The 16,977-nt window shown below is 42.0% G+C and carries 16 protein-coding genes; 7 read left to right on the top strand and 9 right to left on the bottom strand.

Annotated elements, in window-relative coordinates; translation table 11 throughout:
- Positions 1–14: 14 nt before the first annotated feature.
- Both BS636_RS10535 and BS636_RS10530 read right to left on the bottom strand, forming a co-directional pair.
- A complete protein-coding gene (locus BS636_RS10535; protein WP_099338717.1) occupies positions 15–377 on the bottom strand; it encodes a NirD/YgiW/YdeI family stress tolerance protein in 363 nt (120 codons plus the stop codon).
- 104 nt (positions 378–481) lie between these two features.
- Positions 482–2,239: a GspE/PulE family protein gene (locus BS636_RS10530; RefSeq protein ID WP_099338716.1), complete on the bottom strand. Its 1,758-nt coding sequence runs from the start codon at positions 2,237–2,239 to the stop codon at positions 482–484.
- Positions 2,240–2,465: 226 nt separating this feature from the next.
- Between BS636_RS10530 and BS636_RS10525 the strand changes: the two genes are divergently transcribed.
- Together BS636_RS10525 and BS636_RS10520 are read left to right on the top strand one after the other, a co-directional pair.
- The gene (locus BS636_RS10525) at positions 2,466–3,719 is read left to right on the top strand and encodes an MgtC/SapB family protein (RefSeq protein ID WP_099338715.1); all 1,254 of its coding nucleotides are present in this window, start codon (positions 2,466–2,468) and stop codon (positions 3,717–3,719) included.
- 93 nt (positions 3,720–3,812) lie between these two features.
- On the top strand, positions 3,813–4,793 hold the full coding sequence (locus BS636_RS10520) for a hypothetical protein (RefSeq protein WP_150128998.1): 981 nt from the start codon (positions 3,813–3,815) through the stop codon (positions 4,791–4,793).
- A 19-nt stretch (positions 4,794–4,812) separates the two neighbouring features.
- Here the strand turns inward: BS636_RS10520 and tsaA are convergent, their stop codons facing one another.
- A complete protein-coding gene (gene tsaA, locus BS636_RS10515) occupies positions 4,813–5,520 on the bottom strand; it encodes a tRNA (N6-threonylcarbamoyladenosine(37)-N6)-methyltransferase TrmO (RefSeq protein WP_099339649.1) in 708 nt (235 codons plus the stop codon).
- 105 nt (positions 5,521–5,625) lie between these two features.
- On the opposite strand from tsaA, the gene BS636_RS10510 reads away from it, so the two are divergent.
- Together BS636_RS10510 and BS636_RS10505 are read left to right on the top strand one after the other, a co-directional pair.
- On the top strand, positions 5,626–6,405 hold the full coding sequence (locus BS636_RS10510; RefSeq protein WP_005236496.1) for a ferredoxin--NADP reductase: 780 nt from the start codon (positions 5,626–5,628) through the stop codon (positions 6,403–6,405).
- Between the two features lie 372 nt (positions 6,406–6,777).
- Entirely contained in the window at positions 6,778–9,192 is a 2,415-nt protein-coding gene (locus tag BS636_RS10505) for a membrane-bound PQQ-dependent dehydrogenase, glucose/quinate/shikimate family (RefSeq protein WP_099338713.1), read from the top strand.
- A 70-nt stretch (positions 9,193–9,262) separates the two neighbouring features.
- Here the strand turns inward: BS636_RS10505 and BS636_RS10500 are convergent, their stop codons facing one another.
- The 3 genes from BS636_RS10500 to BS636_RS10490 form a co-directional block, all read right to left on the bottom strand.
- On the bottom strand, positions 9,263–9,445 hold the full coding sequence (locus BS636_RS10500; protein ID WP_099338712.1) for a hypothetical protein: 183 nt from the start codon (positions 9,443–9,445) through the stop codon (positions 9,263–9,265).
- Between the two features lie 18 nt (positions 9,446–9,463).
- Entirely contained in the window at positions 9,464–9,715 is a 252-nt protein-coding gene (locus BS636_RS10495; protein WP_099338711.1) for a hypothetical protein, read from the bottom strand.
- Between the two features lie 169 nt (positions 9,716–9,884).
- Positions 9,885–10,514, bottom strand: coding sequence for a cation transporter (locus BS636_RS10490; RefSeq protein WP_099338710.1), 630 nt, complete (start codon positions 10,512–10,514; stop codon positions 9,885–9,887).
- Positions 10,515–10,599: 85 nt separating this feature from the next.
- On the opposite strand from BS636_RS10490, the gene BS636_RS10485 reads away from it, so the two are divergent.
- From BS636_RS10485 to BS636_RS10475, 3 genes are all read left to right on the top strand, one after another.
- On the top strand, positions 10,600–11,016 hold the full coding sequence (locus BS636_RS10485) for a Cd(II)/Pb(II)-responsive transcriptional regulator (protein ID WP_099338709.1): 417 nt from the start codon (positions 10,600–10,602) through the stop codon (positions 11,014–11,016).
- Positions 11,017–11,143: 127 nt separating this feature from the next.
- Positions 11,144–12,553: a tRNA 5-hydroxyuridine modification protein YegQ gene (gene yegQ, locus BS636_RS10480; protein WP_099338708.1), complete on the top strand. Its 1,410-nt coding sequence runs from the start codon at positions 11,144–11,146 to the stop codon at positions 12,551–12,553.
- 2 nt (positions 12,554–12,555) lie between these two features.
- On the top strand, positions 12,556–12,810 hold the full coding sequence (locus BS636_RS10475; RefSeq protein WP_099338707.1) for a YfhL family 4Fe-4S dicluster ferredoxin: 255 nt from the start codon (positions 12,556–12,558) through the stop codon (positions 12,808–12,810).
- 268 nt (positions 12,811–13,078) lie between these two features.
- Here the strand turns inward: BS636_RS10475 and ahpF are convergent, their stop codons facing one another.
- The 3 genes from ahpF to BS636_RS10460 form a co-directional block, all read right to left on the bottom strand.
- Positions 13,079–14,644: an alkyl hydroperoxide reductase subunit F gene (ahpF, locus tag BS636_RS10470; RefSeq protein ID WP_099338706.1), complete on the bottom strand. Its 1,566-nt coding sequence runs from the start codon at positions 14,642–14,644 to the stop codon at positions 13,079–13,081.
- A gap of 240 nt (positions 14,645–14,884) precedes the next feature.
- Positions 14,885–15,805 carry a hypothetical protein gene (locus BS636_RS10465; RefSeq protein ID WP_099339648.1) on the bottom strand — a complete coding sequence of 307 codons (921 nt, stop codon included), beginning with the start codon at positions 15,803–15,805 and terminating at the stop codon, positions 14,885–14,887.
- Positions 15,806–15,845: 40 nt separating this feature from the next.
- The gene (locus BS636_RS10460; protein WP_099338705.1) at positions 15,846–16,973 is read right to left on the bottom strand and encodes a toxic anion resistance protein; all 1,128 of its coding nucleotides are present in this window, start codon (positions 16,971–16,973) and stop codon (positions 15,846–15,848) included.
- Positions 16,974–16,977 lie beyond the last annotated feature (4 nt).

Here is a 16,977-nt window from a genome sequence, read left to right as displayed (position 1 = left end):
CCTAAATCTTTAACTTAGTTAAAACGGACTTCATCTACATCGATTTCAACACGTTTCGCTGGTTTGTAGTCGATGTCGACTTCACCAATGATAGTAACTGGGGTTTTGGCAGAGATTGGTTTTCCTTGCCATAATTCATCATCAATTTCGACATTGATGGTACCAGTGCTATCACGGAACTGATATTTCTCATCGCCTACAGATTTCACGACATGACCTTTGATTTGCACCTTACTGTCATCTTTCATGGTCAAGGCTTGTTTTACTGTTACAGTTTTGGCAAAAGCGCTTTGGTTTACTGCAGTCTCTGCCATAGTTGCAGTTGTTGCTGAACCAATTAATGCCACTGTGATAAATGCTTTCATCATACTTTTCATATTCAGTACCTTTAGAGCTGTCTTGTTTCGATGAAGCCATTAAAACAGCTGAAGATGAATTGAATCTTAAGAAATCTTCATTTTTTAAAAATGTGTTTTAAAAATTAATTCAGTGGCACCACACGCAGCACTTCTTCAAGCGTCGTCACGCCTTCAATGACTTTTCGAGCACCCGCGATTCTGAGGGGCTCTACACCCTCTTTTTTCGCCTGAGCACGCAACTGGTTCAGGTTAGCATCTGCACCAATGAGTTGCTTGGTTGCCAAACTGAGTGGCATAAACTCATAAATTCCTACACGTCCTTTATAGCCAGTATGACGACATTCTTCACAACCGACTGGACGGAACACGAATTCTGGGCGGGCCAATGGATAATCGGCAGTTAAATGCTGCCACTCCTGCTCATCCATAAAGCCTTCTTCTTTACAGTGTGGACAGAGTTTACGTACCAGACGCTGCGCCAATACACCCAGGATCGTCGCTGCAGTCAAGAACGGTTGCACACCAAGATCATGCAAACGAGTCAGACTCGACGGCGCATCATTAGTATGTAATGTTGATAATACCAGATGCCCAGTCAAAGCTGCCTGAATTGCCATATTCGCCGTATCCTGATCACGAATCTCACCGACCATGATGATGTCTGGATCCTGACGCATCAGCGCCCTTACACCATCGGCAAAGCCCAGCTCAATTCCGTTATTGACCTGCATTTGGTTAAAGCTTGGCTCTAGCATCTCAATCGGATCTTCAATGGTACAAACGTTAACCTCTTCCGTTGCCAATTGCTTTAAAGTCGAATACAAAGTCGTAGTTTTACCCGAACCGGTCGGTCCGGTGACCAGAATAATCCCATGACTATGACTGGTTAACGCGTTCCATTCATTCAGTAAATGCCCTTCAAAGCCGAGTTGCTGGAAGCTGCGTACCAAGACTTCTGGATCGAAAATACGCATCACCAACTTTTCACCAAAAGCTGTCGGTAAAGTCGATAAACGCAGCTCAGTTTCCTGCCCTTTAGGTGTACGAGTTTTTAAACGACCATCTTGCGGCTTACGCTTTTCGGCCACATTCATCCGACCGAGAATTTTAATCCGCGAAATGACGGCAGTCAGCGTATTGGCTGGCATGTTGTAAATGGTATGCAGAACGCCATCAATACGGAAACGGATTTTCCCGGTATCTTTGCGTGGTTCCATATGGATATCACTGGCACCCTGCTCAAAGGCAAACTGCAGCACCCAGTCCACCAGTTTAACAATATGCTGATCATTGGCATCTGGGTTTTGTGAATCACCGAGCTGTAAGAGTGCTTCTACACCTTTGTTTTCACGGTCATAGGCTGAAGATTTCTGTGATCCACTGACTGCCCGACTAACCTGATAATATTCGACAATATAGCGCTGCAACTGTTCTGGATTGAGCAGTACCCGCTCGATGCGGCGTGGGCTGATATTCTGCTGCAGATTCGACATCCATTCAGTTTTATAAGGCTGATCTGTAGCAATCAGAATTTTATCGGGTTGGATTTCAACAGCGAGAATACGATTACGCAGTGCATATTCCTGTGACATCACTGCGGTCAGTGCCTGAACATCCGCTTTTAAAGGATCAATAATATAAAAAGGCAGATTGGTTTTTTCTGACAGCCATTGGCATAAACGGTTCAAAGTAAGGGTGCTTTGAGGATGGGAACGATCGACCAGATTAAAATTGGCAATCCACTGTAAAGGATGCCATTTCAGTTGTTCACGCTGACGATGCGTGGTTTGTACCAGCATACGGTCGCGCTCAGTAATCTTGCCGTCTTTAAAAAGTTGCTCCAGACACCAGGCGGTATCAATTTCAAAGTCAAATTTCATTGTTATAGGTCCCCAAACTTGCCTTCACTATAACAAGTTTTTACTATTTTTCGCATTATCCTGCTGCGTCATCTGCCTGTTTCTGCTGCATGAGGTAAATCTTTAACATAGCTGCTGTCTTCCCCCTACATCATCTCGCACATTTCTCTCTTGTTCATGCTTTAGCTTATCGCCTATATTTCAGATATACATTTGATAATAATTATTTACTCAGCTGAGGTCAGGTATGGATTTTAGCGCAATGCCTATGAATGACAGTTCTTTTCAGGAACTGCTCACGATTCTGACTTCAGCATTGGGCTGTGGTTTATTGATCGGCCTGGAGCGGGAACGTCATAGACAGCGTGAGCAACAGCCGAGTTTTGCTGGCTTACGTTCCTTTGCCATCTGTGCCTTGCTGGGTGCTATCTGCTTTTTATTCGGAACTGCGATTGGTCTGGTGGGTGCGCTGATTACTGGAGGTATGGTGATTTTTTCCATACAGCATCAGTCCAGTGATCCCGGCATTACGACAGAACTTGCCTTTGTCATGACCTATTTTATTGGGGCGATTTGTCTATGGAATATTCCGTTGGCGGCCGGGCTTGCAGTACTCATCACTGTCATTCTGATGGCCAAGCATTCCATGCACAATATTGCTGGGAAATGGATTACTGAAGCAGAATTCCGGGATGGTTTATTGTTACTGGCCTTGGTACTTATTGGCTTACCGCTAACGCCAGATACACCTCTCTGGGGTAAGGTACTTAATCCTTATCTGATTCTTAAACTCTTAACTTTAATTTTAGTCGTACAAGCATTAGCACATATCGCCAAACGCTTACTTTCAACTAAAAACGCACTAATACTGTCTTCGATTGCCTCAGGCTTTGTGTCCAGTACCGCTACCATTGCCCAGTTGGGACTACAAGTCCGTAAAGGTGAAATGGATGCCCGATCTAATGCCGGTGCAGCCCTGATGTCCTGTATTTCGACATTGGTACTGCTATTCATTGTAGTCGGTGGCGTGTCTTTTGACTGGCTTAAACTTCTTTTTCTTCCTTCGTTGGTTGCTATTCTTATTCTGGCTTCCTGCGCATTTCTTCTATTACGTAAAGCCAAACCGCAAGAAAATTGTGAAAAAGAAGAAGATAGCCGGATGTTTAGTCTGAAAGAAGCAGTCATTATTGCGGTTACCTTAACCTTGATTCAGGCTGGAGTTTATGCGCTGGAATTATTACTTGGTGATGCCGGGTTACTGGTGGGCACTCTGTTCGCTTCACTATTTGAAATTCATGCAGCCATGGCCAGTGTCGTTATCCAAGGTGATCCCTCCACTCCCCGACTAATTCAGGCATTACTGATAGGTCTGGGTACCCATGCTTTGGCGAAATCGATTAATGCAGGTCTGAGCGGTGGGTTTAAATACGCCATGTATTTTGCACCAATTCAGATTCTACATATGGCGGTTTTGATCGGGATTTTGTGGTGGGCGCTTTAGAAAAAGGACCAATTTTTATATAATAATCATAGACAAATTTTATTCTTGTCTATTTTTCTTCTAAAAATAATAAATTTAATAGAGTCATAATAAATGAAACTTAAACTACTTTCGTTGTCGATAATTTCAGCTTGTATGTTAACTGCCTGTGGTGGAAGTGATAGCAGCTCATCATCTACAACTAGTACAAATAATAGTAATACTGGAAATACGCCTATTCCAGGCACTACTTTTCAACAATGGGCAGCTGTAGACTTGTCTACTGGTTCTGATGATCTAGATATCAATATTTCACAAAATACGATTGATAATGGAAAGGCTTATTCTAAACAAATTGTTGGTGAAGCAGATAATAGCTTTATTGTAACCCCTAATGGAGTTTATGAAGATGGTGAAGAACATCCACAATATGGAACTTATCAAGGCCTTCTGACTGTTAATGGTAACCAATGGATTCATAGTCCATATTCCAGTATTAACTCAACAGACTTAAAAATCACGACAACTTACAAATTATTAGATATTAGTAATAAAGAAATTTTCCCAACTATACTTCCACAAGAATATATAGATCTTAAATATAATCTGAATGAATCAGATTTATCTGCAATAGCTGCAAATTATATAAACAGTATAAAACCTATTAAATTTCCTCAAGGATCTACCTGCTTACAACTACAAGAAATTTCAAATTCAGAAGAATATGTAGATTTAGAAATTGATGAACCCGAAAATCAAAGTTTCCTTGCCGCGGCATGGAATACTTTAGCCACAGATCCAAATGCTATTCAGAAAGTCTTTAAAAACACAATTGCTTATTTTAGTGATGATGAAAATGATGAAGGCTTCGCGAAATATAATGAGCAATATTATGAAGCAACATATTATAAAAAAGGTGTTGAATTCAACTTAAGTGACATTATTAATGAATGGAATTCATTTAAATCATCCTCAAATCCAGCAGAAGTGAATGCAAGAATTGATGACCAAATACTATTAGCTGAAAATTCATGCGCACTTTATAACCCAACTGCCATAACGGCTATTCAAAATACGCTAGTAAATTATCAATAATATTCACCCTGTAAGAGAGCTATATTAGCTCTCTTATGATTAAAGTATCGTTCATAACCTGAAATTTCACATTCAAATTAGCAAATGACATCCCATAGACCCGATCCGGATCATCCTGATAAGCCGGGCGCGGATCAAGGGATAGAACTTCCGCCAGTTCCCGAATAATCTGCTCTGAAAGACCCTTGGTTTTAATCAACTGATCTCTTTCCAGCTCTGCCTGTTCTGACCAGACCACATATTTACGTACTGGCTCATCCTGGGCATAACCACTTTGTGCATCTAGCACCACGTCGGAATACTGGATATAAGGTTTAATATCGATAATCGGGGTGCCGTCTAACAGGTCACTGCCGGTGACATAGATGTGTACCGATTTACCGACTTTCTCAACACGATTTAATTTCACCACCGATAAACCAATCGGTGCTGGTCGATACATGCTACGGGTAGCGAAAACACCAATTTTCTTGTTACCGCCTAAACGTGGCGGGCGGACTTGTGGACGGAACTTGCTGTTTTCCTGATGCTTATTGTCATGAAACTGCCACAGCAGCCATAAGTGACTAAACGCCTCAATCCCTTCAAAAGCAAGTAAGTCATTGTATGGTCCCTGCATTTCAATATAGGATTCCACCTCCACCAGATTAGGTTGACGCGGGATGCCAAACTTCTCTTTATAGGGAGATTTCATTATACCAATTATGGGTATGGTTAATTCTTGCATAATCACTTTTTTTGATAAGCTCAATTAAATATATTCAGTTTATAGAGAATGAATTTGGTTTAGAATAGCAACCTGTTCTAATTTGATAACTTATTGAGACCTTTAATGGCTGCTTTTAACGTCGAAAAGATTACTCACGTCCACCATTGGAATGACACATTATTCTCTTTTAAAACGACTCGTGACACTGCATTACGTTTTAAAAACGGTCAGTTTGTGATGATCGGCCTTGAAGTCAATGGCAAGCCTTTAATGCGTGCGTATTCAATCGCAAGTGCAAACTATGAAGAAGAGCTAGAGTTTTTCTCTATTAAAGTGCCAGATGGTCCTCTTACTTCTATCCTGCAAAAAGTTAAAGTAGGCGATGAAATTCTGGTTTCTAAAAAACCTACAGGTACGCTGGTTCTTGATGATTTAAACCCAGGTAAAAACCTGTACCTGCTTTCTTCTGGTACCGGCCTTGCACCTTTCCTTTCTGTGATTCGCGATCCAGAAACCTATGAACGTTTCGAAAAAATCATCGTCGTTCACGGTACACGTTTCATTTCAGAACTGGCTTACCAAGATTTGATTTTGAACGAAATTCCAAATCACGAATTCTTTGGTGAGTTAGGTGCTAAAGAAAAATTAGTGTATTACCCAACTGTTACTCGTGAAGAGTTCCATACCCAAGGTCGTGTAACCACTGCAATTGAGTCTGGTCAATTATTCGAGAAAATCGGTCTGCCGCGTTTCAATCCTGAAACTGACCGTGCAATGCTTTGTGGTTCTCCTGCATTCCTTGACGATGTTGCTGCACTTCTTGACCAACATGGTCTGAAAGAATCTCCACGTATGGGGGTTCTGGGCGATTACGTAATTGAACGTGCATTCGTTGAAAAATAAACTGTAAAAAAACCTTTTGCAACTCAAAACGCATGCTTAAAGCATGCGTTTTTTATATCCAGTAAGTCTTAATCTGAAAGAATTAACCCAACCTACTCTCTACTTAAAATTTCTTATAATTAACGTATTTAGGAAAATAAAATTGGTTAAAACAATAAAATAAATGATAAATATCAATGCCTGTATTATATTTTCTAGTCAAAAATTCCTTCTTAAATGTTAGAATATGTAACTGTAATTGATTTCTCCTGAGGATTTATCCTCGCTAAAGACTTAGTTACATAAACTCTGTAAACTTTTAATTCGATCTGTTTTGATCCCATTCTCCTGTTTCACCGTTTATGCAACCAAGCCGTTTTTTATAGGCAAGGTATGAGCACTGAACAACCCTCCTCTATCGAGCGTACAGGATCTAAAGTCTATCGATATTTTGTTGTCGTACTGACTTTACTTGTTGCGCTGTACTTGATCATTCAAGGCGCTAAATTACTCAGCCTTGGTGGTACAAGTTATTATCTCATTGCAGGGATTGCCTATGTTGCAATCGCCATTTTCTATGCTATGAAAAAAGCCCTTGGTTTCTGGCTTTCTATCGTTACTTTTATTGCAACCATCCTCTGGGCGATTGCTGAAGTTCAAGGTTTAAGCTTCTGGCAATATATTCCACGTCTGGTGGTTCCAACTATTTTATTTGTCCTCAGCATGTGGGCAAGTAAAAATCTGCCAGCACTCAATGCTGCAAAAATCAAAGCTGCCAATATCATTGGCTTTGCCGGTTTCTTTGCCTGTGTCGCAGCCCTGATTGCTGCGTTCTTCCCACACGGCAAAATTCTCAATCCAGTGGATATCGTACAAGACCCTGCACTGGCTAAACCGAATGCAGAAAACCCGGACAACTGGGAATATTTCGGTCGTAATGGTAACGGTACCCGCTTTGCACCGTACACTGACATTACCCCTGAAAATGTCAAAGATCTGAAAGTGGCTTGGACTTATCACACTGGTCGTGATACTTCTGCCGGTGTCGATGAAAATACACCAATTCAAATTGGCAGCACATTGTATTCATGTACACCAACTAACATCATTTCAGCAATTGATGGTGACAGCGGTAAAGCACTTTGGAAATATGATCCACATGCAAAAACTGCAGAGCATATTACCTGCCGTGGTGTCGGTTACTATGATGCAACTAAAGACAAATCTTTAACTGCAGTAGACCTACAAGCACCTGGTATTAAAGCTTGTCCACAACGTATCCTGACTTCTACTGTTGATGGTCGTTTAATTGCCTTAAATGCTAAAACTGGTGCTTTATGTCCAGAATTTGGTGTGAATGGTCAAGTCGATGTTCTGCATGACATGGGTCCTACCGAACAAAGTAAACGTTACCACCCAACTTCTACTCCACTGATTGCAGGTCATGTTGCTGTATTAGGTGGCTGGGTACGTGATATTGTGCATGGCGAACCATCTGGTGTCGTACGTGCCTATGACGTTCGTACTGGTAAATTGGCTTGGGCTTGGGATGTCGGTAATCCTGAACTTGTAGGTGAACCTAAAGATGGCAAAGGCTTTACTTTAGAAACACCAAACATGTGGACCATCCCGACTTATGACAAAGACCTGAATCTGGTTTACTTGCCTACAGGTAATGGTCCTCCTGACTACTGGGGTGGTGACCGTAACACAGCCAAAGAAAAATTCGGTTCTGCGATTGTTGCGGTAAATGCCTTAACTGGTAAAACTGTTTGGACATATCAAACTGTTCACCATGATGTCTGGGATTATGACTTGCCGTCACAACCTGTGCTTTATGACATGACTGATAATCATGGCAAAAAAGTTCCAGCGTTGATTCAAACTACCAAAATGGGTCAAATCTTCGTTCTTGACCGCCGTACTGGTAAACCAGTGACTAAAGTTGAAGAACGTCCAGTCGACACCAATGGTGCTGAAGGCGAAAAACTTTCTCCTACCCAACCATTCTCTGTTGGCATGCCACAAATTGGGAATGCCACATTGACTGAACAGGATATGTGGGGGATCTCAACCTTTGACCAATTGGCATGTCGTATCGACTTTAAGGACTCTGTCTATAACGGTCTATACACTGCACCTGGTGAAAAACCATATATTGAATGGCCTAGCCTGCTTGGTGGTTTCAACTGGGGTGGTATCTCCATTGATGAATCGACTGGCATGATGTACGTCAACGATATGCGTATGCCACTTCGTATGTCTCTTGTTCGTAAAGAAGATATGAGCAAATACCATATCTCAACTGACGAAGTTCCAGGATTCATGGGTACAGTACGTCCGCAATTGGCTGGTCCTTATGCCGGTGTGAAAATTGACATCATGCAGTCTAAACTGGGTGTGCCTTGTAACAAACCACCGTTTGGTACCATGACTGCCATCGACTTGAAATCTAAAAAAGTCGTTTGGGAAGTACCAATGGGTACAGCAAAAGAATTGGGTCCATTAGGTGTAAAAACCCATATGCCAATTCCTTTAGGTATGCCTACACTGGGTGGTCCTACTTCAACCGCTTCTGGTCTGGTGTTCTTCGCAGGTACTCAAGATTATTACCTACGTGCACTGGATTCAAAAACTGGTAAAGAAGTGTGGAAAGCTGAGCTTCCTGTTGCTGCTGTTGCTGCACCGCTGATTTATAAATCTCCAAAAACTGGCAAACAATATGTTGTGATTTCTGCAGGTGGTGCAAGCCACTCTAAAGATGTGGGCGACTATATCATTGCCTTTGCTTTACCTGATCAAAAATAATTTTTGACTGTTAAAGAAAAAACCGAAGCTTAGGCTTCGGTTTTTCTATATAGAGTGAATCAAAATCAAATTAACGATTTGCACCTTCCTGGTTTGCAGAACCAGAACAGCCTGCACCACCACCAATGATAAAACCACGCTCTGCTTTACATGAACCGATCATACGACCCTGTGAATCAAATGTGGTAACTGAAGATGCACAACCTGTAAGTAAAACTGTCGCTGCAAGTGCGATAAGTGCTGTAAGTTTCATAATATTCCCCCTGAATAATTAAGGTTTTAAATTGATCTGATTTTTGCTTGGTGGTACTGGTAATAGACCAGTCTTTGTATTTACAGCATTGTAATTCACACCGATCGCGTCACCTGAGCCACCGCAATGAGCACTCGCAGTAGAAAGTAAACCACGTGTTGCTTTACATGACCCAATCACCTGACCTGCTGCATCATAGGTAACAACCATTGAGCTACAGCCTGTCATAAGCACAATTGTTGAAATTGAAAATAGTTTTATGAAGTTCATTATTCCCCCTCAAAAACAATAAAAATTAAAATCGTTTAGTTATATAGCTATTCTATAAATTTCGCGGATGATTCTTTCTAAATTTAGTGGATTTGTAAAGCTTTATTTATCAACTATTTTGAACCCTATAGCCCATAAAAAAGCCACCCGAAGGTGGCTTTCTCTTAAATCAAAATCGAATGGATTGTTGGCTTGTTGCCCGTTCGACCAACGCCTGCTTCACAATCTGATATCCGGCTGTTAATCCCAGGCTTGCCATAATCACGGCGACAATCATATCTGGCCATAAACTGCCAGTGCCAAAGACACCAACCGCCGCCAGAATGACTGCGACATTGCCAATTGCATCATTACGGCTACACAGCCATACGGACTTCATGTTGGAATCTCCCTCGCGGAAGGCATATAGAATTACGGCGGTAATCACATTCGCCAGTAAAGCAAAAACACCGATAATCCCCATGATAATGGCTTCAGGTGGAATGCCCAGCATATAGGCATAAATCACTTTAGCTACCACGACTAAACCAAAGATAGCCATAGTCAACCCTTTGACCAGAGCTACAGTGGCACGCCAATATAACCCTGCCCCCAGTACCGCGAGAGAAATACCATAGTTCACAGCATCTCCAAAAAAGTCCAGTGAGTCCGCCCACAATGAAGAGGAATGTGCATACGCCCCACCTACGAGTTCCACAATAAACATTAATAAATTAATGAACAAGGCAATCCATAATGCCATACGAAACTTGCTGTTTGGCTTGATCGGTGCTGGTTCATGACTACAGCTACAGGCCATATTATTCTCCGATAATTTTTTATCTTTAATGCGATACAGTCATTAGAAACTATGGAGTAACTCCAAGGTCAAGCACGAGGTACGCATGGCTTATTATTTAATTTCTGAAGTGGCGAAAAAGGCCCATTTAAGTACGGATACAGTGCGCTTTTACGAGAAACGTGGCTTTATCAAGCCTAATTTTCGAGCAAACAACCAGTACCGTTATTTTGATGATGAAGCGTTGAAAAGGTTACTTTTTATTAAGCGTTGCCGAGATCTGGATATGTCCTTAAAGGAAATCAAAACCCTGATTGAACTGGAGCAAAATCCTGACCAGAACTGTGCAGCAGTTAACGAGATTATTGATCAGCATCTTGAGCATATCACCAGAAAAATGAAAGAATTAGAGGCTTTTAAAAACCAGCTTTCGGAACTTCGCAACAGCTGCAATACACCAACCACAGTCGATCATTGCCAGATTCTAAAAACGCTCGAACAGACCGATTCGGAGGAAGCATAAAAGCGATTTTTATTTCAATTTTACTTATTTGATAATGTTGAAAATATCAACAAAAACCATGATTTCCGAGTGATTTACTAGGTTGAATCCTTTTTTTAGATGAATAAAATAAAGCCGTACTTTTTATATGTCTTTCGATTTCATCATGAGCATAACCACTGTTACTGAACTTCTCTCACCTGCTGGCTCACTGAAAAACATGCGCTATGCTTTCGCTTATGGTGCAGATGCTGTCTATGCTGGTCAGCCGCGTTATAGCCTGCGTGTTCGTAATAATGAATTTGATCATGATAATCTGGCGATTGGCATCAAAGAAGCGCATGAACTTGGCAAAAAATTCTATGTGGTGGTAAATATTCAGCCGCATAACTCCAAGCTGAAAAACTTTATCCGTGACCTTGAACCTGTGGTGGCAATGCAGCCAGATGCACTGATCATGTCTGATCCCGGCCTGATTATGATGGTACGTGAGCATTTCCCGCACATGGATATTCACCTGTCTGTACAGGCCAATGCCGTGAACTGGGCAACTGTAAAGTTCTGGAAAAACATGGGTTTGACCCGTGTGATCCTGTCACGTGAGTTATCCATTGAAGAAATCAAAGAAATCAAACAGCAAGTGCCGGATATGGAGATTGAAGTCTTCGTACATGGTGCACTGTGCATGGCCTACTCTGGCCGTTGCATGCTTTCTGGCTACATGAACAAGCGAGATGCTAACCAAGGTGCTTGCACCAACGCCTGCCGCTGGGAATACAAGGTACTGGATGCCAAGGAAGATGAAACTGGCGATGTGATTCCAGTCAAAAATCTGGATTCAGGCTGCTGCTCTAAAGACATGGATGAAACTCATAAAGTAGCACAACACCAGTTTGACGAGCAGGTTCTACTCCAGCGCAATGATGAAGACATGTTTGCTGCAGAAGAAGACGAACATGGCACTTATTTCATGAATTCCAAAGATTTGCGTGCGGTGCAGCATGTAGAGCGTCTGACCAAGATTGGCGTGCACTCCCTGAAAATTGAAGGCCGTACCAAATCTTATTTTTATTGCGCGCGTACTGCCCAGATTTACCGTAAAGCCATTGATGATGCGCTTGCTGGTAAGCCATTCGACCCTTCACTGATGACTCAACTTGAAGGCCTGGCAAACCGCGGTTATACCGAAGGTTTCTTACGCCGTCATGTACATAGTGAATATCAAAACTATGAAAATGGTTCTTCCAGTTTTGATCATCAAATTTTCTGCGGAGAAGTATTAGAGCGAAATGGCGATTACATCAAGATTGATGTGAAAAATCGTTTTGTGGTCGGTGATTCACTGGAACTGATGACCACCAAAGGCAACATCACCTTTAGCTTGACGGAGATCAAAGACCGTAAAGGCAATCTGATTGAAGATGCCAAAGGTTCAGGTCATGTGGTGGAAATTCCGGTTCCAGCAGATGTCGATATGCAGTATGCCCTGCTGATCCGTAACCTGCCGACTTCGACTGCTGATATTTCCGCCTCTTCACTGGCTTATCAGGCGAGCTAAGCATGGCTCTTTTGATCACAGATAAATGCATCAACTGCGATATGTGCCTGCCGGAATGTCCAAACGATGCAATCTATGAAGGCAACAAGATTTATGAAATTGATATCAATCGCTGTACGGAGTGCGTTGGTTTCTATGATCATCAGACTTGTGTATCCGTGTGTCCAATTGAGTGCATTGTGCCTCATCCAGAACATGTGGAGACCAAAGAACAATTGATAGAGAAATTTAAGGGACTGAATTTATTCAACTCTTAAATAAATCTTAAAGATGGCACATTTTATGCTCATCTAAAGTACAACCTTGGAGAAGGCATAATAATAATTAAAAACAAAAACAGCGCAGAGGAAAGGAACAGCCAGAAGCAATTGGGGATGCTTCTGGCTGATCTAAAATAAAGGAAAGCAAGTATAAAAAAAGGAACTCTGGTGTTAGCGTCCGGAGTTCCTGTAAAAAGGGAATAAGAAATAGAGTCGATTGATGTTCTAGCACCTGGGTTTTGGGGAACCCAGGTGCTTTCCTTTATTACTGACCAGAACGGATGATGTAATCGAATGCAGACAGTGATGCTTTCGCGCCTTCACCGGTAGCGATGATAATCTGTTTGTAAGGCACTGTGGTACAGTCACCTGCAGCAAATACACCTTTTACATTGGTTTCGTTGCGTTCGTTAATCACGATCTCACCACGATTCGTCAATTCAACCGCTGTTTCTTTTAAGAAATCAGTGTTTGGTAACAAACCGATTTGCACAAAGATCCCTGCCAGTTCAACAGTGTGTTCTTCATCAGTCGCACGGTCTTTGTATTTCAGTGCAGTCACTTGTGAACCATCACCAACAACTTCTGTAGAAAGCGCGTTTTTGATCACAGTGGTATTTGGCAAGCTGTTCAGTTTGTCTTGTAATACTTGGTCCGCACGAAGTTTAGTGTCAAATTCAACCAAGGTTACATGTTCAACAATACCCGCCAGGTCAATCGCCGCTTCGACACCTGAGTTACCACCACCAATTACTGCAACGCGTTTACCTTTGAACAGTGGACCATCACAGTGTGGGCAGTAAGCCACGCCACGTGTTTTGTATTCTGCTTCACCTGGAACGTTCATTTCTCTCCAACGTGCACCGGTAGATAGAATCACGGTTTTAGATTCAAGTTTCGCACCGTTTTCCAAAGTAACTTCAACTAAACCATTGGCAGTTTCATCAGCACCTTTAATGTTGGATACACGTTGCAGGTTCATGATATCGACACCATATTCACGCACGTGTGCTTCCATCTCAGCAGCAAACTTAGGACCTTGAGTCTTCTGCACTGAAGTGAAGTTCTCAATGTCCATGGTATCCATCACCTGACCGCCCATGCGTTCAGCCACGATACCTGTTTTGATGCCTTTACGTGCTGCATAGATCGCAGAGGTATTCCCTGCAGGGCCACCACCAATCACAAGGACATCAAACGCTTCTTTGGCATTTAACTTTTCAGCATCTTTGGCAGCAGAGTTAGTGTCTAACTTTGCTACGATTTCTTCCAAAGTCATACGACCTTGACCAATGTGTTCGTTGTCCTGGAATACCATTGGAACCGCCATGATTTTGCGTTCTTCCACTTCGTCCTGGAAGAATGCACCATCAATCATGGTTGCAGTTGTGCCTGGGTTGTAGATCGCAATCAGGTTGAGTGCCTGTACCACGTCTGGACAGTTATGACAGCTTAAAGAGACGAATACATCAAAGTCAGATTGAATGCCTAAACCTTTAATAGACTCCAGAACTTCAGCAGACACTTTCGGTGCATAGCCAGAAGTTTGTAGCAATGCCAAGATCAAAGAAGTGAACTCATGACCCATTGGTAAACCTGCGAAGAACACGCGAGGCTGTTCACCGGCTTTAGCCACACCAAAGCTTGGTGCTCGTTTATTTTGACCATCGAAACGGGCAGTGACTAAATCAGACAGTGCAGCGATTTCCTCTACAAGTTCTTTGATTTTTGTAGATTTATCCGAAGCATCTAAAGTGGCAACCAGTTCGATAGGACCTTCAAGGCGTTCTAAAAGGGCTTTTAATTGAGCTGTTGTATTTTGATCTAACATTGCTAACATCTCCAAGGGAGTAAATATTTATTCGATAAAAGAATAATAGGCCAAATCAATATACAGGTAAAACAGTTTGTTTTTATACAAATGATCGTTTTTTTAGATCATAGTTTTATTGTCAATTAAACTTCAATAAATTGCAGGTCAACCATTCCAGTAAATAGTTTTATTTCATCTATTTTCCAATAAAGATAAATTTTAAAAAAGAAAGGCCCCATAACTGGAGCTTTATCTTTATTAATGCAACCGCTGTTCAATTCGCAGAGAACGTTTTTTAATAGTATTGGCCAATGCCAAGAAAATTAAACTCATTACTACAGACACTGCCAAGACAATGCTGATGACCACTTGAACAATATCGCTCAGCTGATTGGCTTGTTGTACCTGAGTACTGATTGATTCAGCTGCAGGCGTCATGGTCTTACCATAGACCTGCTGTTGCATGGTCCACAGCTGTTCTGACTTAAAGCCATATTGCTCAAACTGCTTGTCGTTCTTCTCCGCTTCAATCAGTCGTAGTACATGCGGTCGAGCTGCCGATAAATCGGCTGGCTCATGCAATAATGCAGTCTGTGCCAGCAAATAAGACTTCACCGGTGCTTCAATATCCTCTGCATCTGCTAAATAACGTGCCACATCGCTGTCATTGATATTACTGTCGTAATACACCGCCTTTTGATAGGCGTCATCATGATCACCATTCAGGTCATGCTGCCAATAGCTCAGTCCACCCCAAATCAGAATAAAAGCAATCAGCCAGCCCACAAATTTCATCACAAAGGACTGAAAGCGGACGTAGAAATAACGGATTTTTTTGAGGAAGTGCACCACAAAAAATGCACCAATGAAGGAAGCAAACAGTTTCAGGATCAGCCAGCCAAACCAGCTTAGTAAGCTGAAAAAATAATCTGGACTATCACCAATACTGGCCAGATTAGCATCTACACTGACCGGCAGATGTAATTGTTGAACTTCGGTACTGAGCCCGAAAAATCCATAGACCAGTTCCTGATGTAGAAACAGTCCCACTAAGGAGGCAATACCTACAGTGGCAGTCGTTACACTGAGCAAAGTCAGGCGATTCTGACGCTTTTTCAATGCAACCACACCCTGCTCGATCTCACGAGGATTTACAGCATACTCATCTAATGGTGGCAAACCTGACTCCTCTTCTAGATCCGGGGACAGGTCTTCAACATTATTCTGACCTATCTGAACTTGATTCAATGACCAGATAATTCAGATTATCTTGTAAGGCTTTTAAACGCGCTGTTGCTTCAGTGCGTTTCTGCATACCTTCTTTCTGAATCTGAATCACATCATTTACTGTATTAATAAGGGTATTCTGGACATGTTCAAGTGTTTCTATGTCAATGACTGAACGTTGGTTGGCACGCGCGGTATCTACTGAGTTCTGATGTAGTAGGTCAGCATTACGGCGCAACAGCTCATTAGTGGCATCATCAATACTGTTCGCTAGCTGGACACTGTTTTTCTGTTCATGCAGGGAAATCGCCAGGCTGATCTGGTTTTTCCAGGCTGGCAAGGTAATGTTCTTAATCGCATAAAACTTATCGACCAGCATCAGGTTATTTGACTGAATGATGCGAATCATTGGTAAAGTCTGCATCGCAGATTGCTGTAATACCTGCAAATCACTGATACGTTTTTCCAAATTATTTGCCAGATGATTCAGATCATAAATTTTCTGAGTGGTAGTCCGATCTTGTGGCAATGCTGTCAATGCAGCAATGTCCTGTTGCAGCTCATGTTCACGAATACGCCCTGCTGCAATATGAATCCCCAACTGTTTGTATTCATCCTGCACGCCATCAAACATTTTGTCCAAAGTAGATACACGTGCTTTAAGGCCAGATTGTGAAGTTTCAATCTCTTTGACCAGTACATCAATCTGTTCTTTGGTGGTATTAAAATGCGCGTCAAAATTCTGTTTGGCGCCCTTAAACTTGTTCAATAAATTACCAAAGAAACCCGAAGTTTTATTTTTACTCAAGATACTGGAGGCATTCAGTTGCTGTGCAACTTGAACCACCTGATTCAGTTTCTGGCCTGTCGCATCTAAATCACGATTCTGAACTAAATTTAGCAGCTCATCGGTATAAGTCGCAGTCTTACTGGCAATATTCTTGCCATACTCTGCTACGGCGTTATGACTCATCTCCTGCAATTCCTTGCGCACTGCCAACACTTCTTGAAAGTCTTCAGGCTGCAAGCCCAGTTCTTTCAGGTCCATTTGCTGAAATTTCTGTTCAGCAATTTCATTGTCTTTTTTTACAGGCAGATTCACAGTATCAGGATTGGTCATAGTT

The sequence above is a fragment of the Acinetobacter sp. LoGeW2-3 genome (assembly GCF_002688565.1).
In the GTDB taxonomy this organism is placed as follows: domain Bacteria; phylum Pseudomonadota; class Gammaproteobacteria; order Pseudomonadales; family Moraxellaceae; genus Acinetobacter.
The sequence above is the reverse complement of the archived record's forward strand: the minus strand, read 5'-3'. Positions and strand labels throughout refer to the sequence as shown.